This is a genomic window from Bacillus sp. L75 (genome assembly GCF_003676355.1).
GTDB classification, from domain to species: Bacteria; Bacillota; Bacilli; order Bacillales; family Bacillaceae; genus Bacillus; species Bacillus velezensis.
On record NZ_ML064903.1, the window covers coordinates 17140 to 39790 of the forward strand.

The window sequence follows — 22651 nt, forward strand, 5'->3', positions numbered from 1 at the left end:
CAGGATAAAGGGTGAGCGGGGATGAAAGCGATTTGGCACGGCGGCACCATCTATACAATGCTGGACAAGAATCATGTCACTGAAGCCGTTTATACCGAAGAAGGCGTCGTCAGGCAGACGGGCAGCTTCCGGGAGCTCCAAGGAACATACGGTGCGCCTGATACGGAGGAAATCGATTTACATGGAGCTGTGATGTTCCCGGGGTTTACGGACAGTCATATGCATTTAATCGGACACGGGGAAAAACAGCTTCGCCTCGATTTGTCGCAGCTGACGTCAAAAGAAGCGATACTGCGGGCCGCAAAAGAAGCAGAGCGTGAATTGGAAGATGGCGAATGGCTGATCGGCGAAGGCTGGGATGAAAATCTGTTTGAACAGCCGGATTACGTCACGAAGCATGACCTTGACCCGCTCTTTCCCGACCGCCCCGTCCTGCTGAAGCGGGTATGCCGGCACGCCGCGGCGGTTAATTCGGCCGCATTGCGCGCGGCGGGAATTACAAACGAAACACCTGATCCAAACGGCGGGATTATCGTCCGGGACGGAACCGGTCCGACGGGCCTTCTGCTGGATAAAGCCCAAGAGCTTGTGACACAGGCTCTGCCGCCCGTCTCACTTCACTATGTCAAACGCGCGCTTCAAACGGCGATTACGGACTGCTGGTCAAAAGGCCTGACCGGCGGGCATTCAGAAGATCTGGCATACTACGGAGACGCGTCCGTTCCCGTTGCCGCGTACGAGTCATTAACCGGCAGCGGCCTTTATCCTTTTCGCGCCCATCTGCTCGTACATCACGAAGCCGTCGACAGCTGGAGCGCTCTGGATAAATCGACCGGACCTTATTTGGAATACGGAGCGATGAAAATTTTTGCTGACGGTGCGCTCGGAGGCAGAACCGCTCTATTGAAAAAGCCTTACCATGATGATCCGTCTGTTTCCGGCGTTCAGGTGCATGATGACGAAACCCTTGCCGCTCTTGTTTATAAAGCGAGAGAGAAAGGGATGGAGATCGCCGTGCACGCGATTGGCGACCTTGCATTTGAAAAGGTGCTGGATGTTATCGAAAGATACCCGGCAAAGCCCGGACAGCTAGACAGGCTCATTCATGCGCAAGTATTAGATGACGGATTGATTGAAAGAGCCGCCCGGCTGCCGATCGGACTTGATCTTCAGCCGCATTTTGTGGCCAGTGATTTTCCGTGGGTGATTGACAGGCTCGGAGAAGAGCGGATGAAAACGGCTTTCGCCTGGAAAACACTGCTGTCAAAAGGGCTGCTGTGCGCCGGAGGTTCAGATGCCCCGATTGAGCCGGCCGATCCGCTTCTGGGTATTCAATCGGCTGTGCTCCGTACGAGCAAGCAGCACCCGGAAGGTCCGGCCTATTATGAAAAAGAGTGTCTGACCGTGTACGAAGCCATTCAGCTTTACACGGAGGGAAGCGCGGCCATCATCCATAAAGAACATAGCCGCGGACGGATCGCCCCCGGCTATGATGCCGACTTTACCGTACTCAGCGGTGATCCGTTCAGGACGGACCCGAAAAAGCTTCATGAATTGGAAGCTGTCAAAACCGTCGTCGGCGGCCGTATCGTATATGAAAAAGAGGACAGGCAGTGATGCCCGTCCTCTTTTTTTATGATAAAAATGATCGTTTTACTTTTTCCCAGAAAGAGTTGTCTTTCAGTTTCACCGTTTTGATTTTTTTATCGGATAGTCTAATCTCAACCTTTTTGACATTCCGCGTGCTGAGCGCTTCATTATCAAGCCCGATAATCGGATGCTCATTGCCGCCTTGCACCACCTGCAGTGTCAGCTTCCGGTCTGAGCTTAAAATAAACGGAGATCCGAGTGTACGGTATGTGTTGTTGTTCAACGACGCCAGTTCGGATACCTGCATGCAGGAAATCAAAGGATCAACAACGGCGCCTGAAACAGATTTATTGTAGGCAGTGCTGCCCGTCGGGGTGGAAATGATCATCCCGTCTCCTCTGAACGTCTCAAAATGAAGATCATCAATTAACACATCCATCACAAACGTTTTAATAATGCTTGAACGGATGGAAACCTCGTTTAAACAGTGAAAATGATTGCTGCCGTCCACCGTTACGTGAATGAGCGGGTATTTTCTGACCTCAAGCTGTTCCGCGGTCATGCTGGCCGCCATTTTTTCAGGTTCATCGCTGTGAAAATCACAGTACAAATGGGCTTTCCCTTTTTTAGCGATGCCGACATACAGGCAGTCATCACGGAATCCGGTTTTTCTGACGGCTTGCAGAAATGAGCCGTCGCTGCCGATGCTGGCGATAATTCCGGCATCCTCCGGTTGAGCCGCAACTGTAAAACCGTGCGATTCAGCAAGCTGCTTCAAAGAGCTGACTTGTTCTTTTGTTTCGTTGTTTTGTTTGTGAAAAAAATAAACATTGCGGCGAAGATCGGTCATATCCCCATTCCCCTTTGCTGTCATATTTACGTTTTTCTCCCAGCAGGTATTGTGTTAAAATACCTGTGGCAATAGTGTAACATGTTTCCTGTTTATCCGTTAAGGGAAAGCGCTTCATGAAAAAAATGAATCTTTTTTTACGGGGGGAACGTACGAATATTGACAGAAAAGGAGGAGAACAAATGAATGCAAAAAGATGGATTGCGCTCGTCATCGCGCTCGGCATTTTCGGCGTATCAGTCATTGCAAGTGTGACCGTCGGGGTGCTGAAGAATATCGGGGATACAGGGTCTGACTTTGCATCACTGACAGATGACACAGAGGAAGTGACGCTGGATAAGGGCAGCCCCGGCAGTAAAATCGCCGTGCTTGAAGTGGACGGCACGATTGAGGATAACGGCGGGTCCGCTGGCCTGCTCAGCTCAGGCGGGTATGATCACAGATCATTTTTAAAACAGGTTGAGCGTGCGAAAGAAGACAAAAGCGTCAAAGGAATTGTGCTGAAAATCAATTCCCCTGGCGGAGGCGTGTACGAAAGCGCGGAAATACATAAAAAACTGGAAGAACTAAAGAAAGAAACCAAGAAACCGATTTATGTATCCATGGGCTCCATGGCGGCATCGGGAGGCTACTATATTTCAACGGCCGCCGATAAAATCTATGCTTCACCGGAAACGCTCACGGGTTCACTGGGCGTCATCATGGAAAGCGTCAATTATTCCAAGCTCGTCGATGAACTCGGCATCAAGTTTGAAACCATTAAAAGCGGCGCGCATAAAGACATCATGTCCCCGACCCGCGACATGACGAAGGAAGAAAGAAAGATCATGCAGACAATGGTCAACGATTCTTATGAAGGATTTGTCAATGTCATTTCAAAAGGCCGGCACATGTCAAAAGCGGATGTGAAAAAAATTGCCGACGGCCGTGTTTACGACGGCAGACAAGCGAAAAAAATCGGCCTCGTTGATGAGCTCGGTTTTTACGATGACACGATCAGCGCGATGAAAAAGGACCATAAAAATATGAAAAACGCTTCAGTCATCACATACGAGGAAGGATTCGGATTAGGCTCGCTCTTTTCCATGAGCGCAGCGAAAATGTTTAAAAGCGAAATTGATTTTCTGAATATGAAAGAACTCATTTCGCAATCCGGTTCGCCGCGGATGATGTATCTCTATGCAAAGTAGGGGGGAAGAAAGAATGGACGCGACTTACGAAGGCTTTCACGGCAAAGAAGAGGAAGCCGAACAACAGAGGGCGCCCGAGCAGGCATATGCGGGCTTTTGGATCAGGTTTTGGGCGTTTCTTCTTGATTGGCTGGTGGTCTGGGGACTTAACCATCTCATCGTTTCACCGATTTTCACGCTGATGAAGCTCCCGGCAACAAGCGGAATGTTTACAATCTCAGCTTATTCCGTCACAACCCTGATCGTCTACCTCGCCTATTTTGTGTTCATGACGAAATGGTTTCATCAGACACTCGGCAAGATGGTCTTCGGGTTAAAGGTCACTTCTTTGACGCCCGGAAAGCCGCTGACTTGGAGCACCGTCATTTTCAGAGAAGCGGTGGGGCGTTATATCGATAAAATCTGGATTCTCTATATCGTCATTGCGTTTACGCCCAAAAAGCAGGGCATTCATGATCTGATCGCCGACACAACGGTGATTCACGAAGCGCTGTACCGCAAATAAAAGCAGTAAACCCGGAATAAACGTCCGGGTTTATTTTTTTTGGTTTTGGCGATAATGCTGCTAAGGAAGTGAAGCTTATGGGATATGCCGCAGCAGCTGTTATTCTCATTCTCATTTTGGCCTGGCTGCTCATGAGGATGAAAATCCACCTGACTTTCGAATATCTTCACGATAAAGATAACGACAAACTGACGTTTAAAATCTCGGCCTTATACGGGCTGATCCGTATTAAAAAAACGCTGCCCGTCATTAAAGTAAACAGCGAAGACGCGTCAATTGATGTCAAACAGGACACAAAATCAGAAATGAAAGGTCAGAAAAAAGAGAAGAAAAAAATCACATATGAAGATGTCAAACAGAGCATTCACAGAATAGAAATGATTCTGCACCAAGTCTTTCAGATGCGCCAAATCGCCGCTTCATTTCTTGCGGGAGTCCGTGTTACGAAGTTCGAATGGGTGACGGTTATCGGAATAAAGGACGCCGCCGTTACTGGAATCGCCGCCGGCGGATTGTGGGCCGTAAAGGGAGGACTTACGGCGATGCTGTATGATCATCTGCGTTTCATACATAAACCGGTGTGCGAAGTCATTCCGTCTTTTCAAGTGCCTGCATCCAAGACGCATTTGCAGTGTATATTCTTTTTTCGTTTTGGACATCTTATAGGTGCAGCTTTCAAATTGCTCAAATACGGGCGGAACGGACTTTCTATCATACGAAAGAAACAGCCGGTTCCGGTTGCTTCAAAGAATGATTCATCAGTTTAAGGAGGAGCGCATATGGCAGACCATCCCATTCAAGGTTTAATGAAAACCGCTATGGAAAATTTAAAAGAAATGATTGACGTGAATACAATCATCGGCGATCCTGTTGAAACGCCTGACGGCAGCGTAATCTTAACGGTTTCAAAGGTCGGCTTCGGATTTGCGGCGGGCGGAAGCGAGTTTGGAGGAAAGCCGGCTGAAAAAAGAACCGATGATGATGAAAGAAAAGAGCAGAAGCTCCCGTTCGGCGGCGGAAGCGGCGGCGGAGTATCCATTACGCCGATTGCGTTTCTGATTGTCGGAACAAACGGCGTGCGCATGCTTCATTTAGACGAAAACACCCATCTGATTGATAAACTGTTAGACTCCGCGCCTCAAACGATTGAACGCATCCAGCATATGTTTAAAAAGAATGAAAAAGGCCGGAACCAAAAAAGAACGGATATCGATTTATAACAGAAAAGTTAACTGCCGCCCGCAGTTAGCTTTTTTTACGATGCGGCATAACCTTTGCAGTTTGCATAAAACTCGACTATGATAGAGCTATACATAGATAAAGGGAGGAATCAGAATGGCTGAAATTACATTTAAAGGCGGAGCCGTGACGCTGATCGGACAAGAAGTGAAACCGGGGGACCAAGCTCCTGACTTCACGGTTCTGACAAACGGATTAGAAGAGAAGACATTAGCAGATATGAAAGGGAAAGTAACGATCATATCCGTTATTCCTTCCATTGACACAGGCGTATGTGACGCGCAGACACGCCGCTTCAACGAAGAAGCCGCAAAACTCGGTGATGTGAACGTTTATACAATCAGCGCCGACCTTCCGTTTGCACAAGCGCGCTGGTGCGGAGCGAACGGAATTGATAAAGTTGAAACATTATCGGATCATAAAGAGATGTCATTTGGTGAAGCATTCGGTGTTTATATCAAAGAACTTCGTCTTTTGGCACGTTCCGTATTCGTCCTTGATCAGGACGGAAAAGTCGTTTACGCGGAATACGTAAGTGAAGCGACAAACCACCCGAATTATGAAAAGCCTATCGAAGCTGCAAAAGCGTTAATCAAGTAAAGAGAGAAAAAGAGCTCCGGGTGCTGCCGCGGAGCTCTTTTCATGGCAAGGAGGAAACAGCATGCAACACGACCATGTCGGTCAGATTTATGAACTTTTAGATGAAGCCGCCCAAGTGATAGCAGAAGGCCTTCAGATTTCTTATATTGAGGGGCTTGCGGAAGCGGGAGAAATGTATTTTCTTGAAAAGGCCGACCAGCTTCCGCTTCAGGAAAAGCAAACCGGCGAGCTTAACAGCCTGCTTGCGAAAGCAGACTTCAGAAAATGGGAGCATGAATGGATCCGCAAGGCGTTCCAGCTCGCCATTTTAAAAGGGCTGAAAGATAAGTCCCATCCGAACAGACAGATGACGCCTGATACGATCGGCATTTTCATCAGTTACCTCGTGAATAAATTTACGGGCGGCCGAAAAGGCCTGACATTGCTGGACCCCGCCTGCGGCACCGGAAATCTTCTGCTGACCGCGGCAAACCAGCTTTCGGACAAAGCGGCAAAAAGCTTCGGCATTGAAATCGACGATGTCCTTCTGAAGATCGCTTATGCTCAGGCGAATCTGCAGGAAAAAGAAATGGAGCTGTTCTGCCAGGACAGTCTTCAGCCGTTATTTATCGAACCGGCCGATGCGGTCATCTGCGATTTGCCGGTCGGCTACTATCCGAATGACGAAGGCGCTGAAGCGTTTGAGCTGAAAGCGGATGAAGGTCACTCTTTTGCTCACCACTTATTTATTGAGCAGAGCGTCAAACATACAAAACCGGGCGGATACTTATTTTTTATGATTCCGAACCATCTGTTTGACAGCGCGCAAAGCGATAAACTGAAGCGGTTTTTTGCGGAAAAAGTGTATATCAACGCCCTTCTTCAGCTGCCGGCTACTATGTTTAAAGACGAAGCGCAGGCAAAGAGCATTTTAATCTTGCAGAAAAAAGGCGAAGACGCAAAGCCGCCGAAACAAGCGCTTTTGGCGAATCTTCCTTCTTTTGCGAACCAGCAGGCGATGCGGGAGATGACGGCAAAATTGGATCAATGGATTCAAAAAGAAAAATAATGGCGAAAAAGCAGTGTGAGATGCAAAATCCCGCGCTGCTTTTGCTTTTTAAAATGAATGGAAATCAGGAAGATAACACAAATTAAGGAAAGAAAATAACATTCCGTAAGGCCGTGCCGTCCATTTGGCACAAATGAAATTTATCAGAAAATATCGACTTCATATTGTAAGCGGTACCAATGTGGATGTTGACTTGAAATGCTGAGTTGACAATGTTTAAATGGAAAAGTCAGATATTTTTTGGACTGCAGTTATGGTCTGGGAAAAAAGAACGAACAAACGAAGAAGAATTTTGATAGGAGCGTCATTTATGTCTAAAATTATTGCAATTAACGCAGGAAGCTCATCTTTAAAATTTCAGTTATTCGAAATGCCTTCAGAAAAGGTGCTAACAAAAGGTTTAGTAGAACGGATCGGTATCGCCGACAGCGTTTTCACAATCTCTGTTAACGGCGAAAAAAATACAGAAGTGACAGATATTCCGGATCATGCGGTTGCGGTGAAGATGCTGCTTCACAAGCTGACTGAATTCGGTATTATAAAGGATTTAAATGAAATTGACGGAATCGGCCACCGTGTGGTTCACGGCGGAGAAAAATTCAGCGATTCTGTTTTGCTTACGGATGAAACAATCCGTGAGATTGAAGAGATTTCAGAACTAGCGCCGCTTCACAACCCGGCTAACATCGTCGGCATTAAAGCCTTTAAAGAAGTGCTTCCGAATGTGCCTGCGGTTGCAGTGTTTGATACGGCGTTCCACCAAACGATGCCTGAACAATCTTACCTGTACAGCCTACCGTACGAATACTACGAGAAATACGGCATTCGCAAATACGGTTTCCACGGCACATCTCATAAATACGTGACACAGCGCGCAGCTGAGCTTCTCGGCCGCCCGCTTGAAGATTTGCGTCTGATTTCCTGCCACCTCGGTAACGGCGCAAGTATCGCGGCGGTAGAAGGCGGAAAATCCATTGATACGTCAATGGGCTTCACACCGCTTGCGGGTGTTGCGATGGGAACACGTTCAGGAAACATCGACCCTGCATTGATTCCGTACATTATGGAAAAAACGGATCAGACGGCAGATGAAGTATTAAATACGTTAAATAAAAAGAGCGGACTGCTTGGCGTATCCGGTTTCTCCAGCGACCTTCGCGATATCGTGGAAGCTTCAAAAGAAGGAAACGAAAGAGCGGAAACGGCTCTTGAAGTGTTTGCAAGCAGAATCCATAAATACATCGGTTCTTACGCTGCGAGAATGAGCGGCGTTGACGCGATTATTTTCACTGCGGGTATCGGTGAAAACAGCGTTGAAGTCAGAGAACGCGTGCTTCGCGGCTTAGAATTCATGGGTGTATATTGGGATCCTGCGCTGAACAACGTGCGCGGCGAGGAAGCGTTTATCAGCTACCCTCACTCTCCTGTCAAAGTCATGATCATTCCGACTGACGAAGAGGTCATGATCGCACGCGACGTTGTCCGCCTTGCACAGTAATGATCAAAAAAAGCACATCCTTTTAGGGTGTGCTTTTTTATTGAATGCCCCAGGATCAAACGTTACGATATGTTTAATACATAAACGATGAGGTGAAGCAATGAGTGTGCATGAACATAAACAAGAAGCCCCGTCAGCCGTGCGCTGCAAGGTGATCACAGTCAGCGACACGAGAACGAAAGAAACCGACAAAAGCGGGCGCGTCATGATGGACTTCCTCAGGGAAGCGGGATTTGAAACGGTCGCTTATGACATTGTTAAAGATGAAAAAGATGAATTGCAGAAAGCCGTTTTATCCGGCTGTATGGATGAATATACAGATGCGGTGCTGTTAAACGGAGGGACGGGCATTGCCGAAAGGGATGTCACAATTGAAGCGGTCACGCCGCTGTTTTCAAAAGAACTTCCGGGATTCGGCGAGCTGTTCCGCATGCTGAGCTATACGGAGGACATCGGTTCCGCCGCCATTTTGTCCAGAGCGGCAGCGGGTGTGATCCAAAATACCGCAGTCTTCTGCACGCCCGGCTCCTCAGGCGCCGTAAAGCTTGCAATGAGTAAACTGATTATTCCTGAACTGCCCCATGTGCTTCGGGAAATCCGAAAAGATTTATAAATGTATAAAAAGGCTCTGCTCCGCTCAAAAAATTGGGTGGGGTTTTTTTTATAAAAGGCTTGAAAAAACAGAATTTACTTGTTACAGTGTATACATACAAAATGCATTTTTATTAATTAAAACTAATTTTTATACAAAAGGGAGCTTTTAACATGGCAGAACAAAAAAAGGTTGTATTGGCATACTCAGGAGGTCTTGATACTTCTGTAGCGATAAAATGGCTGCAAGAACAGGGATACGATGTTGTTGCCTGCTGCTTAGACGTAGGGGAAGGAAAGGATTTGGCATTCGTTCAGCAAAAAGCGCTGGAAGTAGGCGCCGTAAATTCCTATGTGATTGATGCGAAAGAAGAATTCGCCCGGGAGTACGCGCTCATTTCTATGCAGGCCCATACAATGTATGAAGGCAAGTATCCGCTCGTATCTGCACTATCCCGTCCGTTAATCGCGAAAAAACTCGTTGAAGTCGCGGAAAAGGAAAACGCGGTGGCCGTAGCGCACGGCTGCACGGGAAAAGGCAACGATCAGGTGCGTTTCGAAGTATCCATTAAATCATTAAATCCTGATCTGGAGGTCATTGCTCCGGTCCGTGAGTGGCAATGGTCGCGTGAAGAAGAAATTGAATATGCTGCAAGCCGTGGCATACCGATTCCGATCAATCTTGACAGCCCGTATTCCATCGACCAGAACCTATGGGGACGCGCCAATGAATGCGGTATATTAGAAGATCCGTGGGCGGCGCCGCCTGAAGGGGCATATGACCTGACAGCATCTCTTGAAAACACGCCGGACGTTCCGGAAATCATCGAAATCGCATTTGAAGCCGGTGTTCCGATTTCAATCGACGGCGTAACCTATCCGCTCGCTGATTTAATTCTCAAGCTGAACGAGACTGCCGGAAAACACGGCATCGGCCGGATTGACCATGTGGAAAACCGCCTGGTCGGCATTAAGTCCCGTGAAGTTTATGAGTGCCCGGGCGCCATGACTTTGATTACGGCTCACAAAGAGCTTGAGGATCTGACTTTAGTGAAAGAAGTGGCCCATTTCAAACCGGCAATTGAACAAAAACTGTCTGAAATCATCTATAACGGTTTATGGTTCTCGCCGTTAAAAGACGCGCTGCTTGCATTCCTGAAAGAAACTCAAAAACACGTCACCGGCGTCGTACGCGTCAAGCTGTTTAAAGGCCATGCCATTGTAGAAGGACGTAAGTCGGAATATTCACTCTATGATGAAAAACTTGCGACATATACAAAAGACGATGCTTTTGACCATCACGCGGCAATCGGTTTCATTGAGCTTTGGGGGCTGCCGACAAAAGTAAACAGCATTGTGAAAAAGAAGGAGCAGATTGAAGCATGAAGAAGCTTTGGGGAGGCCGTTTTCAAAAAACACCGGAAAAGTGGGTCGATGAGTTCGGCGCATCCATCACGTTCGACCAAAACTTAGTCAAAGAGGATATTACAGGGTCTCTCGCTCATGCGGCAATGCTGAAAAAATGCGGCATTCTGACGGAAGAAGAAGAAGGCGCCATCCGACAGGGGCTGCAGACCCTCCTGCAAAAAGCAGAGGAAGGAACGCTTGAATTCTCTGTTGATTATGAAGATATCCATTTGAATATTGAAAAAATGCTGATCGAAGAAATCGGACCGCTAGGCGGCAAGCTCCATACCGGCAGAAGCCGGAATGACCAGGTGGCGACCGACATGCATTTGTATTTGAAAGATCATGTCTCACATATCATCGTGCTGATTGAACAGTTCCAAAAAGCGCTGATCGAAAAAGCGGAGGCGAATGTCGAGACCATTCTGCCGGGGTACACCCATTTGCAGCGGGCTCAGCCGATTTCTTTCGCCCACCATCTGCTTGCTTATTTTTGGATGCTTGAACGGGATAAAGAGCGTTTTCGCGACGCTATGAAGCGGATTAACATATCGCCGCTCGGATGCGGGGCGCTTGCCGGAACCACGTTTCCGATAGACCGTAACTATTCGGCGGAGCTGCTCGGTTTTGACTCCATTTATGAGAACAGTCTTGACGGAGTCAGTGACAGAGATTTTATTCTCGAGTTTTTAAGCGGCAGCAGCATGCTGATGATGCACCTTTCGCGTTTATCAGAAGAAATCATTCTATGGTGCTCGCAGGAATTCAGGTTCATTGAACTGGATGATACGTATGCGACGGGAAGCAGCATGATGCCGCAGAAGAAAAACCCCGACATGGCTGAGCTGATCCGCGGTAAAACCGGACGCGTATACGGTGATATGATGGGGCTTTTCACGATTATGAAAGGGCTCCCGCTCGCTTACAACAAAGACCTGCAGGAAGATAAAGAAGGCATGTTTGACACGGTGAAAACCGTTGAAGGAAGCCTTCAGATTTTCACGGGCATGATTGAAACGATGAAAGTAAACAAAGACATCATGAAACAAGCGACAAAACAAGATTTTTCAAACGCGACGGAACTTGCCGATTATTTAGCTAAAAAAGGCATGCCGTTCAGAGAAGCGCATGAAGTGGTCGGCATGCTTGTGTACAGCTGCATTGAAAAAGGAATCTATTTAAGTGATATGGCATTTGAAGAATTCCTTCAAGCCAGCAGTCTCTTTGAAGAAGATATCTATACCGTGCTCGATCCGCATCATGCAGTTGAAAAAAGAATGAGCGCCGGCGGAACGGGTTTTCAGCAGGTAGAACAGGCGCTCGTAAAAGCAAAAGCCTGCGCCGGCATTTAATTTGCTGAAATTTCCTTCATATTTTCCCGTCATATCAGACACCCTACATCTATAAAGATGGGAGGTAGAAGGAATGCGCAAAGAACAAGACCGTTACATCTATGATGAAAAAGAAAGTGAAGAAACGGCCAGGCTCATCTCAGAGGCATACGAAAGCGGTTATGTCGGCATGGAGGAAGCCTCTGCTCCTTCAGAAAATTAAGCTGTCTGTAAAGACGGCTTTTTTTTCGTGCGGACGAAGTGCAAAAAAGTGATATTGCCGTTTGTTTATAGTAAAGTAGAGGGAGAAACGTCTTGATTTTATTGAAGCGGCAACGTTGCCTGGGGAGGGTATTCAATGTGCGACATGCTCTAATCACTGCCGGTACAAAGGGATTGGGCCGAAAAGTGACTGAAATGCTTCTGGAAAAAGGCTTTTCTGTCACAGTGAATTACAGACAAGACGAAGAAGCGGTCGCCTGTCTGAAGGCGGATTATCCCGGGTGCCATGACAGATTGCAATTCGTTAAGGGCGATGTAACCCGGAAAGAAGATCTTATGCGGATCGCCGATGCAGCCCTTCAGCGGTTTGGAAGGATTGACATACTGATTAACAATGCCGGGCCGTACATATTTGAGCGCAAAAAGCTTGCCGATTACTCCGATGACGAATGGTATGACATGCTTGAAGGGAATTTAAGCGCCGTTTTCCATCTGTTTAAAGCGGTTATCCCGGTCATGAGACAGCAGCGGTTCGGCCGGATTATTACATACGGTTTTCAAGGAGCGGACCATGCCCCCGGCTGGCTTCACCGTTCCGCTTTCGGAGCGGCTAAAGTCGGATTGGCTTCGTTAACGAAAACCATTGCGATTGAAGAAGCTGAATCAGGCATTACGGCCAATATGGTCTGCCCGGGTGATATTGTAGGAGATATGAAAGAAGCGTCTATAGAGGAAGCAAGACGGAAAATCGGCAAAGAAAAGACGCCGATCGGCAGGTCCGGAACCGGAGAGGACATTGCGAGAATCATCGCCTTTTTATGTGAAGATGATTCCGATCTTGTAACCGGAACGGTCATTGAAGCAACAGGCGGGCTGAATGTGATTAACAGGCATCAATCCCTGTAAGTTTTTTCGTTTGTCAAAAAGGGAACTTGATAAATATTAATTTTTTATGAGGTGAAAACGATGAAAGTGACTTATCACGGACATTCTGTCATTCAAGTGGAAACGAAAACCCATAACATTATTTTTGATCCGTTTCTGACCGGAAACAGTCTGACAAATTTGAAACCGGAAGAAGTGAAAGCGGATGTCATCCTGCTTACTCACGGACACAATGACCATGTCGGAGATACAGAGCAGATCGCTAAACAAAACGATGCGCTCGTTATTGCGCCGAATGAGCTGGCCGTTTATCTCGGCTTTAAAGGTTTAAAGGTCCACCCGATGCATATCGGAGGGGCGCGCCAATTTGATTTCGGCAAAGTGAAACTGACACAGGCATTCCACGGATCGGCGGTCACTGATGAAGAAAACAAAACCATTACGTACACGGGGATGCCGGCTGGGATTTTATTGACGATTGACGGCAAAACGATTTTCCACGCCGGGGACACGGCGCTGTTCTCTGATATGAAACTGATCGGGGAACTGAATCACATTGACCTGGCGTTTCTACCGATCGGTGATAACTTCACCATGGGCCCTGAAGATGCGAAACTCGCGGCTGAATGGCTGAGAGCGAAACAGGTCGTTCCCGTTCATTACAATACATTTCCTGTCATTGAACAGGACCCTGACGCTTTCGCCGAAAGTCTGCCCGGAGGCGTCGGCAAAGTCATGGCGGTCGGCGAGACCATTGAGCTTGCCTGACATATGTGTCAAAGACCTTCTGAATCAAGCATTCAGAAGGTCTTTTTGTGATGCCGCCTTTTTTCGGGCGTCTCATTGCGAATGAATCCCCCGTACCCTTATAATAAAAGCAGAAGACTGTCCTTAGAGGTGAAACGCTTGGCAACAAAGCATGAACAAATCCTATCATACATAGATTCGCTTCCTGTCGGTGAAAAAATTTCGGTCAGAAGAATTGCGAAAGAAATGAAAGTCAGTGAAGGAACGGCTTACAGAGCCATTAAGGAAGCCGAGAACAAAGGATTCGTTTCCACTATTGAACGTGTGGGGACCATCCGGATTGAACAGAAGAAAAAAGAAAATATTGAAAAGCTGACATACGCCGAGGTCGTCAATGTGATAGACGGCCAGGTGCTCGGCGGAAAAGCCGGTCTGCATAAAACGTTGAATAAGTTTGTGATCGGCGCGATGGAGCTTGACGCGATGATGCGTTATACGGCGGCGGGGAACCTGTTAATCGTCGGGAACCGAATCAACGCCCACCGCCAGGCGCTTGAAGCGGGCGCGGCTGTTTTGGTAACGGGAGGGTTTAATACCGACGACAGCATTATCGAGCTGGCCGATATGCTTGAGCTTCCGATTCTCTCCACGAGTTACGATACCTTTACGGTAGCCGCGATGATCAACCGGGCGATCTATGATCAGCTCATAAAAAAAGAGATTGTGCTCGTGGAAGACATTTTGACGCCCGCAGATCGGACAGTGACGCTGTCCCCTAAGGATAAGCTGGAGAAATGGTACGAAAAGAACTATGAAACCGGACACGGCCGCTTCCCGGTTATCGACCAGCAGATGAAAATCCACGGAATCCTCACATCGAAAGATATCGCGGGGCATGACCGGTCAGTTCCGATTGAAAAAGTAATGACCAAAAACCCTGTCACGGTGATCGGGAAAACATCTGTCGCCTCAGCTGCTCAAATGATGGTTTGGGAAGGAATTGAAGTGCTTCCGGTGACAGACGGGCATCACAAACTGATCGGAATGATCAGCCGCCAGGATGTCTTAAAAGCGCTTCAAATGGTTCAAAAGCAGCCTCAGGTCGGGGAAAAGCTGGATGATATTGTTTCAAGGGGATTTAAAGAAGACGAAGATGACAAAACGCCGGCCGTTTATCAATATGAAGTCACGCCGCAAATGACCAATCAGCTCGGCACGATTTCTTACGGGGTGTTTACGACGATTTTAACCCAGGCCGCCAGCCGATTTTTACGCTCCCGCAAACGCGGCGAGCTGGTCATTGAAAGCATTACGATTTTCTTCCTGAAGCCCGTACAGATGGAGTCGGTCATTGAAGTGAAACCGCGCATTTTAGAGGCGGGCCGGAAATTCGGGAAAATGGAAGTGGAAGTGTCAAGCCAAAGCGGCATCGTTTCAAAAGCGATGCTCATGGTGCAGCTGATGGAGAGAAGTTAAGGGACGCACCCGGGTCCCTTGGCATTCATTATGCGTGGTCCCTCTCCGCTTCCTTTGCATGGATGGGCTCATAATGCTTATAGGCTTTATACCCGGCCCATGCGCTGCCTGCTCCGATTAAAATGAAGACGCCGCCGATGACCAGGGTCAGGACGGAGTGAAACAGAATCATTTGGTTTACTCCGTACAAAAGCACCAGCGCGCCTAATGCCATACTTGATTTAGCCGAAAAACATTCCTTCTCCAGCGCCCGTTTCGTCTGGATTCCTTTTACTTTGTAATACACGTAAAAGCAGGCAGAAAGCCCGATGAGAAAAACAAAAACCAGCATAAATGAAATCCTCCATTATATGAGTTTGCAAAACCGTTTATACCGTTGCTGAAAGATTTTCCTTTTCCATGGATAAAGAGTATGATTAAATGAATAAAAACGAAAAGGAGAAAGCGATGAAATCCGAACTGATCAGAACCATATCATTATATGACACCATTATCTTACATAGACATGTGAGGCCTGACCCGGACGCCTACGGTTCACAGTGCGGCCTTACGGAAATCCTGCGGGAAACGTATCCCGAAAAAAATATTTTTGCCGTCGGACAGCCTGAGCCGTCCTTGTCTTTTTTATATTCCCTCGATGAGGTGGATGACGAAACCTATAAAGATGCTCTTGTCATCGTGTGCGACACCGCAAACCAAGGCAGGGTCGACGATCAGCGCTACCATTCCGGCGCAAAGCTCATGAAAATAGACCACCATCCAAATGAAGATCCGTATGGCGATCTGTTATGGGTCGATACGAATGCAAGCTCCGTAAGCGAAATGATCTATGAGCTGTACCTGGAAGGAAAGCAGCACGGCTGGAAACTGAATACGAAAGCAGCTGAGCTGATCTACGCGGGTATCGTCGGTGATACGGGGCGCTTCTTATTCCCGAACACCACAAAAAAGACATTAAAATACGCGGGAGAGCTCATTGAGTTCCCATTTTCATCGTCAGAGCTGTTCAATCAATTGTATGAAACAAAATTAAATGTGGTGAAGCTTAACGGCTTTATTTATCAAAATGTGTCACTGTCTGAAAACGGCGTCGCTTCCGTGTTCATTAAAAAAGACATTTTGGAGACATATGGAACCACCGCTTCTGAAGCGTCGCAGCTTGTCGGAACACTCGGAAATATTTCGGGTATCCGCGCTTGGGTGTTTTTCGTAGAAGAAGACGATCAAATCAGAGTCCGGTTCCGTTCAAAAGGTCCGGTCATCAACGGAATTGCCCGGAAATACAATGGCGGCGGACATCCGCTTGCGGCCGGCGCATCCATCTTCAGCTGGGATGAAACCGATCAGATTCTTGCTGATCTGGAAGAGGTATGTAACGAACACAAGTAGAGGGGAGACCCTCTTTCTTAGTGTTCATCTGTCACGGGGATGAACCAGCAGCCGAAATCAGTCAGGTCTTCGTAGACGCGGAGATTACAGATTTGGAGTTCTTTTTTTATGAGGGAAGCGAGTGTGTCTGTTTCTGCATATGCGGAATAGCCTTGTCTGATTCGGGCTGCATGATCTTTTGCCAAGCGTCGTTCACTAAAAACCTCCATTTTCCCTTCCTCCCTTCAGAATCATTGAAAATGTCTCATTTACAGTTTATAAAAAAGCGGAGAAAAAAGCGACAGATCTATGGAAAATTTTTAAAAATGACATAATTACGTCGCAAAAGAAATATGAATTTCGACAGACAATCTCGTATAAATCGTCAGTTCCTTTACTTCAGCTTTAAATTCCTTCTCATTTATGGTGTATATTTTGTTTTCGATCGTCCGTTTTAAAAGCTCCTTTGTTTTATACACGCTTTCAATATCTTTTGTGATGACTTCAGAAATATTATCTTTCACTTGTTCCTCAAATTTCATCTTGTCAGGCTGGGCGATTCTGTATTTTTCCCCATTGATCAGCTTCACATCAACACTTTGGATGAGAAGTCTTTGCTTATTATCCTCATTTAATTTATGAAGATCCTTCTGATAGATGGAGATTTGGTTTTTTAAATCCCGCGCGTGCTCACGCTGCTTTTCAATTAACGTCACTTGTTCTTCCTGAAACGTTCCGTATGTAAACAGAAAGAACAGCCAGCTGACGATGGCTCCGCACATCATTCCCGCGAAAAAACGCTGCCATCCCGGTTTTTTATAATACTCGGGAATTCTCATGATGACATATTCTCCTGGGTCAGCCATGAAATAATCAGCCAGCCGGTCTGCGCGCCGCCCATTGCTGAAATAATTAAAAGAAGCTGTTTGAAGATGTCGCGCGTGTTGCCTTCGAACAGCCCCCGCTCGAAACTGTATACCGCGTCAAATGTTCCCCCGATGGCCGCGACAAGCGCCCAGATCTTCAGCCTGTTCGCCAATTTTGTGATCGCCGTCAGCGGAGGCTCGCCTGATAAATAAGCTCCGAGGCCGCCGATCAGCGCGCCGCCGAGCAACACACCGAGGGCGATAAAATAACTGCTGATGAAATTCGCCATAAATCCGGCTTCCTGATCCATATATACACCACCTCACTTTTCTATCATATTGAGCGAAACGGACAAGTATGATGATGAGTCAAAAAAGAACATTTGTTTCTTAAGAAAACCCGTCTTATAATGTAGAAAGGCAAAATGAACGTATGGGAAAGGAGTGGCGGCATTGTCTTTTGTTCACCTGCAAGTACATAGCGGCTACAGTCTGTTAAACAGCGCCGCTTCTGTAAAAGAGCTTGTTACACAAGCGAAGGAACTCGGATATTCATCATTGGCGCTGACGGACGAAAATGTGATGTACGGCGCCATTGAGTTTTATAAAGCATGCAAATCAAACGGAATGAAGCCGATTATCGGTCTGACGGCTTCTATATACACGGACGATACGGAGCTTGAAGCACACCCGCTCATTCTTTTAGCAGAGACAAACACCGGATATCAGAACCTGGTGAAAATCTCAAGTGCGCTGCAATCCATGGCAAAGGGCGGCATGAAGCGAAAATGGATGAAGAGCTATCATGAGGGGCTGATCGCCATTACGCCCGGTGAAAACGGCTACATTGAAAGCCTGCTTCAAGCCGGGAAGTTTGAAGAAGCGGTCCGGGCTGCCGAAGGATTCCGGGAGCTGTTCGGAGACGGCCGTTTTTATTTAGGGTACCAGCCGTTTAAAGGACATGAGACGTTATCAGAAGAGATTCTCCGCCTGTCAGCCGAGACGGAAATCGCTGTCTGCGCTGCGGGGGATGTCCGATATATCAAGAAAGAAGATCAAGATGCGTACCGCTGTCTGTGCGCTATTAAAGCCGGAGAGAAGTGGGAGGATCAGAGCGGGAATCTGCCGGACTTATACTTGAGGACGCCTGAAGAAATGGCAGAGCTTTACACGCAGCATCCGGAAGCGATTGAAGCAGCCGCGCGTATCGCCCGGCAATGCCGGGTCGATGTCAGCCTCGGACAGACACAGCTTCCGTCTTTTCCGGCGCCGGACGGCAAATCAGCTGATGACTATTTAGCGGAGATCTGTCATGAGGGGCTGCGCCTCCGTTTCGGCACTCCTGATGAGCGCGCTGTCCGCCGGCTTGAATATGAGCTGGACGTCATCAGGCGCATGAAATTCAGTGATTATTTTCTCATCGTATGGGACTTTATGAAGTACGCGCATGAAAAGGGCATTGTGACAGGCCCGGGAAGGGGGTCCGCGGCAGGCTCGCTTGTCGCTTACTCCCTTTTCATTACCGACGTGGATCCGCTTAAACATTCTCTGCTGTTTGAGAGATTTCTTAATCCCGAGCGGATCAGCATGCCGGATATTGATATCGATTTCCCTGATACGAGAAGGGATGAGGTCATTCAGTATGTACAAAATAAGTACGGGGCCATGCACGTCGCCCAGATTATCACCTTCGGGACATTGGCCGCAAAGGCGGCGTTAAGGGATACCGGGAGAGTGTTCGGAATCAGCCCGAAAGAAGCCGACCAGCTTGCCCGCCTGATTCCGTCAAAACCGGGAATGACGCTTGAGGAAGCGAGGCGGCAGTCCGCTCAGCTGAACAGGAGGCTGTCCGAATCCGCCGTTCTTCATAAAGTGTTTCAGATCGCAAGGAAAATTGAAGGTCTTCCGCGGCACACGTCAACACACGCGGCGGGGGTCGTTCTCAGTAAAGAGCCGCTTTCGGAAGTTGTCCCTCTTCAAGAGGGGCATGACGGCGTGTATTTAACGCAGTATGCGATGGATCACTTGGAAGATCTCGGTCTTTTAAAAATGGACTTTTTAGGTTTGCGCAACCTGACGCTTATTGAATCCATTAAAACGATGATTGAAAAAGAGACGAATACGAAAATTGATTTTTCCGAGATTTCTTATCAGGATGAAAAAACGTTCTCACTATTGTCAAACGGTGATACGACGGGTATTTTCCAGCTGGAATCATCAGGAATGAGAAACGTGCTGAAGCGCCTGAAGCCGTCAAGACTGGAAGACATTGTCGCGGTTAACGCGCTTTACAGGCCGGGACCGATGGAAAATATTCCGTTATTTATCGAGCGGAAGCACGGCCGCGCGCGTGTGGAAGTGCCGCACGAGGACGTAAGAAATATTCTCAGTGACACTTACGGCGTCATCGTCTATCAAGAGCAGATAATGATGATCGCCTCGCGCATGGCAGGGTTTTCATTAGGTGAAGCGGATCTGCTCAGACGGGCTGTCAGCAAAAAGCAAAAGGACATTCTGGACAGAGAGCGAAGCCATTTTGTTGAAGGGTGCTTAAAAAAGGAGTATTCTGTAGTCACTGCAAACGAGGTCTACGATCTGATTGTAAAATTCGCTAACTACGGATTCAACAGAAGCCATGCTGTCGCATACAGCATGATCGGCTATCAGCTCGCCTATTTAAAAGCGCATTATCCGTTATATTTTATGTGCGGGCTGTTGACGAGCGTCATCGGCAATGAGGACAAAATATCGCAATATCTGCATGAAGCGAAGGGGAGCGGGATTCAAGTCCTTCCGCCGTCAATAAACAAAAGCGGTTTTCCGTTTGCGCCGGAAAACGGAGCCGTCAGATACAGTTTGCGGGCCGTTAAAAACGTAGGCGTCTCGGCAGTGAAAGATATTTATAAAGCAAGAACACATAAACCGTTCGAGGATCTTTTCGATTTCTGCTTTCGCGTACCTGCAAAAAGCGTGAATCGGAAAACCATCGAAGCCCTTATATTTTCTGGCGCCATGGACGAATTCAATCAAAATCGCGCCGCCTTGCTGGCCTCCGTTGATGTGGCTTTAGAGCACGCTGAACTTTTTCGTGCAGACGATGACCAAATGGGATTGTTTTTGGAAGAATCGTTCTCCATTAAGCCAAAATATGTAGAGGCTGAGGAATTTCCGCTCGTGGACAAGCTTCGGTTCGAAAAAGAAGCTCTCGGTGTTTATTTCTCAAGCCATCCTTTGTCTGCTTTCAGGGATCTCCTGAAAAAACGGGGGGCGAAAGCGATCACAGCAGCGCGGCAGATGCCGAAGGGGCAGCTGTCAATCGGCGCTTTGCTCGCGGGCATTAAAACGATTCGGACAAAGACAGGTCAGCATATGGCGTTTCTCACATTAAGCGATGAAACGGGAGAAATGGAAGCCGTCGTGTTTCCTGACCAATATAGAAGGCTGTCTCCGCTGTTAGAAGAAGGCGCGCTTTTATTCGCCGCCGGAAAAATGGAAGAGCGTCAGGAGAAGACACAATTCATCATGTCATCCGCCTCTCTTCTTGAGCAGACGGAGGCAGACAGAGCGCCGTCTGTTTACATCAAAATCGAAGGCAGCCGGCACAATCAGGAGTTTTTGGAAAAGATGAAGCGTATTTTACTGGAGCATAAAGGGGAAACCGGTGTTTATCTATATTATGAAAAAGACAAGCAGACGATCAGGCTGCCGGATACTTTTCATATTCAGGCGGACCATCAGGCGTTATACCGTTTAAAAGAGCTGCTGGGCCGCGAAAACGTCGTGTTAAAATAGTGGTAACAATAATCGTTTTGTTATACAATTGAAACAATTGTGCTATCTTATTTAAAGATTCTGAAATTTTTCACCTCCAGCGATTGTACCAGTCTATGCGGCAGAATATGTAACAAAGTACTTAAAAGGAGTGTTTAGAATGTCATTAAGAGAAGAAGCGTTACATTTACACAAAGTAAATCAAGGAAAGCTGGAATCAAAAGCAAAGGTAGAAGTCAGAAACGCAGACGACTTAAGCCTTGCATACTCTCCCGGAGTAGCTGAGCCTTGTAAAGAGATTTATGACGATAAAAACAAAGTATATGATTATACAATGAAGGGGAACATGGTAGCAGTCGTAACAGACGGATCAGCCGTTCTCGGACTCGGTAATATCGGGCCTGAAGCTTCACTTCCGGTCATGGAAGGGAAAGCGGTGCTGTTCAAAAGTTTCGCGGGTGTGGATGCATTCCCGATCGCGCTTGACACAAACGATGTGGACAAAATCATTGACACTGTGAAGCTGCTTGCACCGACATTCGGCGGAGTCAACCTTGAAGATATTGCGGCGCCGAACTGCTTCATTATCGAAGAGCGCCTGAAAAAAGAAACAAACATTCCGGTTTTCCACGATGATCAGCACGGCACTGCCATCGTAACCGTTGCCGGACTTGTAAACGCGCTGAAATTATCAGGAAAATCCATGTCATCCATTAAAGTTGTGGCAAACGGAGCGGGAGCGGCAGGCATCGCGATCATCAAGCTTCTTTACCATTTCGGCGTACGCGACATCGTGATGTGCGACTCTAAAGGAGCGATTTACGAAGGGCGTCCGGCCGGAATGAACGCAGTGAAAAACGAAGTGGCGAAGTTTACAAACCAAGACCGCAACGACGGTTCGCTGCAGGATGTCATTAAAGATGCAGACGTCTTTATCGGCGTATCAGTCGAAGGTGCGCTGACGAAAGAAATGGTGGAGAGCATGGCGAAAGATCCGATTATCTTCGCAATGGCCAACCCGAATCCGGAAATCATGCCTGAAGACGCGCGCGCAGCCGGCGCAAGCGTAATCGGAACAGGCCGTTCTGATTTCCCGAACCAGGTCAACAATGTTCTGGCATTCCCTGGAATTTTCCGCGGGGCGCTTGACGTTCGCGCGACTCACATCAACGAAGAAATGAAAATTGCTGCGGTTGAAGCGATTGCTTCCCTTGTTTCAGAGGAAGAATTAAGCGCTGATTATGTCATCCCGGCTCCATTTGACAAACGTGTGGCTCCTGCCGTTGCGAAAGCTGTTGCGAAAGCAGCGATGGAAACGGGCGTCGCCAGAATTACGGTCGATCCTGAGGAAGTGGCTGAAAAAACAAGGCAGCTCACGGTTATCGGCGAATAATAACACAAAAATGAAATGGCAGCGCGTTGGAAAAAAACAACGCGCTGCTGTTCAATATACGGACTGCTGGCATT

Annotated in this window: 23 protein-coding genes; 18 read left to right on the forward strand and 5 right to left on the reverse strand. The window is 47.6% G+C overall.

Translation table 11 applies throughout. From position 1 onward, the window contains the following. Nucleotides 1-21 precede the first annotated feature (21 nt). Nucleotides 22-1617 carry an amidohydrolase gene (locus D5S11_RS06255; RefSeq protein ID WP_108724784.1) on the forward strand — a complete coding sequence of 532 codons (1596 nt, stop codon included), beginning with the start codon at nucleotides 22-24 and terminating at the stop codon, nucleotides 1615-1617. Nucleotides 1618-1633: 16 nt separating this feature from the next. Here the strand turns inward: D5S11_RS06255 and D5S11_RS06260 are convergent, their stop codons facing one another. After that, on the reverse strand, nucleotides 1634-2440 hold the full coding sequence (locus D5S11_RS06260) for an NAD kinase (protein WP_108724785.1): 807 nt from the start codon (nucleotides 2438-2440) through the stop codon (nucleotides 1634-1636). Nucleotides 2441-2622: 182 nt separating this feature from the next. On the opposite strand from D5S11_RS06260, the gene sppA reads away from it, so the two are divergent. From sppA to D5S11_RS06325, 14 genes are all read left to right on the forward strand, one after another. Continuing rightward, nucleotides 2623-3630 (forward strand): signal peptide peptidase SppA, encoded by a 1008-nt coding sequence (gene sppA, locus D5S11_RS06265; RefSeq protein ID WP_085342253.1) that lies wholly within the window; start codon nucleotides 2623-2625, stop codon nucleotides 3628-3630. 13 nt (nucleotides 3631-3643) lie between these two features. Continuing rightward, nucleotides 3644-4135: an RDD family protein gene (locus tag D5S11_RS06270; protein WP_007408048.1), complete on the forward strand. Its 492-nt coding sequence runs from the start codon at nucleotides 3644-3646 to the stop codon at nucleotides 4133-4135. Nucleotides 4136-4212: 77 nt separating this feature from the next. Then, the gene (locus tag D5S11_RS06275) at nucleotides 4213-4902 is read left to right on the forward strand and encodes a DUF2953 domain-containing protein (RefSeq protein WP_007408049.1); all 690 of its coding nucleotides are present in this window, start codon (nucleotides 4213-4215) and stop codon (nucleotides 4900-4902) included. Between the two features lie 12 nt (nucleotides 4903-4914). After that, a complete protein-coding gene (ytfJ, locus tag D5S11_RS06280) occupies nucleotides 4915-5355 on the forward strand; it encodes a GerW family sporulation protein (protein ID WP_003152423.1) in 441 nt (146 codons plus the stop codon). A gap of 115 nt (nucleotides 5356-5470) precedes the next feature. Continuing rightward, nucleotides 5471-5974, forward strand: coding sequence for a thiol peroxidase (gene tpx, locus D5S11_RS06285; protein ID WP_007408050.1), 504 nt, complete (start codon nucleotides 5471-5473; stop codon nucleotides 5972-5974). Between the two features lie 61 nt (nucleotides 5975-6035). Then, on the forward strand, nucleotides 6036-7022 hold the full coding sequence (locus D5S11_RS06290; RefSeq protein ID WP_007408051.1) for a class I SAM-dependent methyltransferase: 987 nt from the start codon (nucleotides 6036-6038) through the stop codon (nucleotides 7020-7022). A 310-nt stretch (nucleotides 7023-7332) separates the two neighbouring features. After that, a complete protein-coding gene (locus D5S11_RS06295; protein ID WP_007408053.1) occupies nucleotides 7333-8520 on the forward strand; it encodes an acetate kinase in 1188 nt (395 codons plus the stop codon). A gap of 100 nt (nucleotides 8521-8620) precedes the next feature. After that, nucleotides 8621-9133 carry a MogA/MoaB family molybdenum cofactor biosynthesis protein gene (locus D5S11_RS06300; protein WP_007408054.1) on the forward strand — a complete coding sequence of 171 codons (513 nt, stop codon included), beginning with the start codon at nucleotides 8621-8623 and terminating at the stop codon, nucleotides 9131-9133. Nucleotides 9134-9285: 152 nt separating this feature from the next. Continuing rightward, nucleotides 9286-10497: an argininosuccinate synthase gene (locus D5S11_RS06305; RefSeq protein ID WP_108724786.1), complete on the forward strand. Its 1212-nt coding sequence runs from the start codon at nucleotides 9286-9288 to the stop codon at nucleotides 10495-10497. Continuing rightward, nucleotides 10494-11870: an argininosuccinate lyase gene (gene argH / locus D5S11_RS06310; RefSeq protein ID WP_108724787.1), complete on the forward strand. Its 1377-nt coding sequence runs from the start codon at nucleotides 10494-10496 to the stop codon at nucleotides 11868-11870. The genes D5S11_RS06305 and argH overlap by 4 nt, the downstream gene beginning before the upstream one ends. Nucleotides 11871-11943: 73 nt before the next feature. Next, the gene (locus D5S11_RS20345; RefSeq protein WP_007408056.1) at nucleotides 11944-12072 is read left to right on the forward strand and encodes a hypothetical protein; all 129 of its coding nucleotides are present in this window, start codon (nucleotides 11944-11946) and stop codon (nucleotides 12070-12072) included. A 137-nt stretch (nucleotides 12073-12209) separates the two neighbouring features. After that, nucleotides 12210-12977 carry an SDR family oxidoreductase gene (locus tag D5S11_RS06315; RefSeq protein ID WP_012118176.1) on the forward strand — a complete coding sequence of 256 codons (768 nt, stop codon included), beginning with the start codon at nucleotides 12210-12212 and terminating at the stop codon, nucleotides 12975-12977. 60 nt (nucleotides 12978-13037) lie between these two features. Then, a complete protein-coding gene (locus tag D5S11_RS06320) occupies nucleotides 13038-13724 on the forward strand; it encodes a metal-dependent hydrolase (protein WP_007408057.1) in 687 nt (228 codons plus the stop codon). 138 nt (nucleotides 13725-13862) lie between these two features. Further along, nucleotides 13863-15179, forward strand: a complete 1317-nt coding sequence (locus D5S11_RS06325) for a CBS domain-containing protein (RefSeq protein ID WP_012118175.1) — start codon at nucleotides 13863-13865, stop codon at nucleotides 15177-15179. Nucleotides 15180-15207: 28 nt separating this feature from the next. Here the strand turns inward: D5S11_RS06325 and D5S11_RS06330 are convergent, their stop codons facing one another. After that, on the reverse strand, nucleotides 15208-15510 hold the full coding sequence (locus D5S11_RS06330) for a YtpI family protein (protein ID WP_003152434.1): 303 nt from the start codon (nucleotides 15508-15510) through the stop codon (nucleotides 15208-15210). A gap of 116 nt (nucleotides 15511-15626) precedes the next feature. On the opposite strand from D5S11_RS06330, the gene D5S11_RS06335 reads away from it, so the two are divergent. After that, a complete protein-coding gene (locus D5S11_RS06335) occupies nucleotides 15627-16568 on the forward strand; it encodes a DHH family phosphoesterase (protein ID WP_003152435.1) in 942 nt (313 codons plus the stop codon). A 17-nt stretch (nucleotides 16569-16585) separates the two neighbouring features. Here the strand turns inward: D5S11_RS06335 and D5S11_RS06340 are convergent, their stop codons facing one another. The 3 genes from D5S11_RS06340 to ytrH form a co-directional block, all read right to left on the reverse strand. Continuing rightward, nucleotides 16586-16777, reverse strand: a complete 192-nt coding sequence (locus D5S11_RS06340; RefSeq protein ID WP_007408061.1) for a YtzJ family protein — start codon at nucleotides 16775-16777, stop codon at nucleotides 16586-16588. Nucleotides 16778-16882: 105 nt separating this feature from the next. After that, the gene (gene ytrI, locus D5S11_RS06345) at nucleotides 16883-17386 is read right to left on the reverse strand and encodes a sporulation membrane protein YtrI (RefSeq protein WP_007408062.1); all 504 of its coding nucleotides are present in this window, start codon (nucleotides 17384-17386) and stop codon (nucleotides 16883-16885) included. Next, nucleotides 17383-17724 carry a sporulation membrane protein YtrH gene (gene ytrH, locus D5S11_RS06350; protein WP_003152438.1) on the reverse strand — a complete coding sequence of 114 codons (342 nt, stop codon included), beginning with the start codon at nucleotides 17722-17724 and terminating at the stop codon, nucleotides 17383-17385. Before ytrH ends, ytrI begins: the two co-directional genes overlap by 4 nt. 142 nt (nucleotides 17725-17866) lie before the next feature. On the opposite strand from ytrH, the gene dnaE reads away from it, so the two are divergent. Together dnaE and ystJ are read left to right on the forward strand one after the other, a co-directional pair. Continuing rightward, entirely contained in the window at nucleotides 17867-21205 is a 3339-nt protein-coding gene (gene dnaE / locus D5S11_RS06355) for a DNA polymerase III subunit alpha (protein WP_108724788.1), read from the forward strand. A gap of 139 nt (nucleotides 21206-21344) precedes the next feature. After that, entirely contained in the window at nucleotides 21345-22577 is a 1233-nt protein-coding gene (gene ystJ, locus D5S11_RS06360) for an NADP-dependent malic enzyme (RefSeq protein WP_007613079.1), read from the forward strand. Nucleotides 22578-22651: the final 74 nt, after the last annotated feature.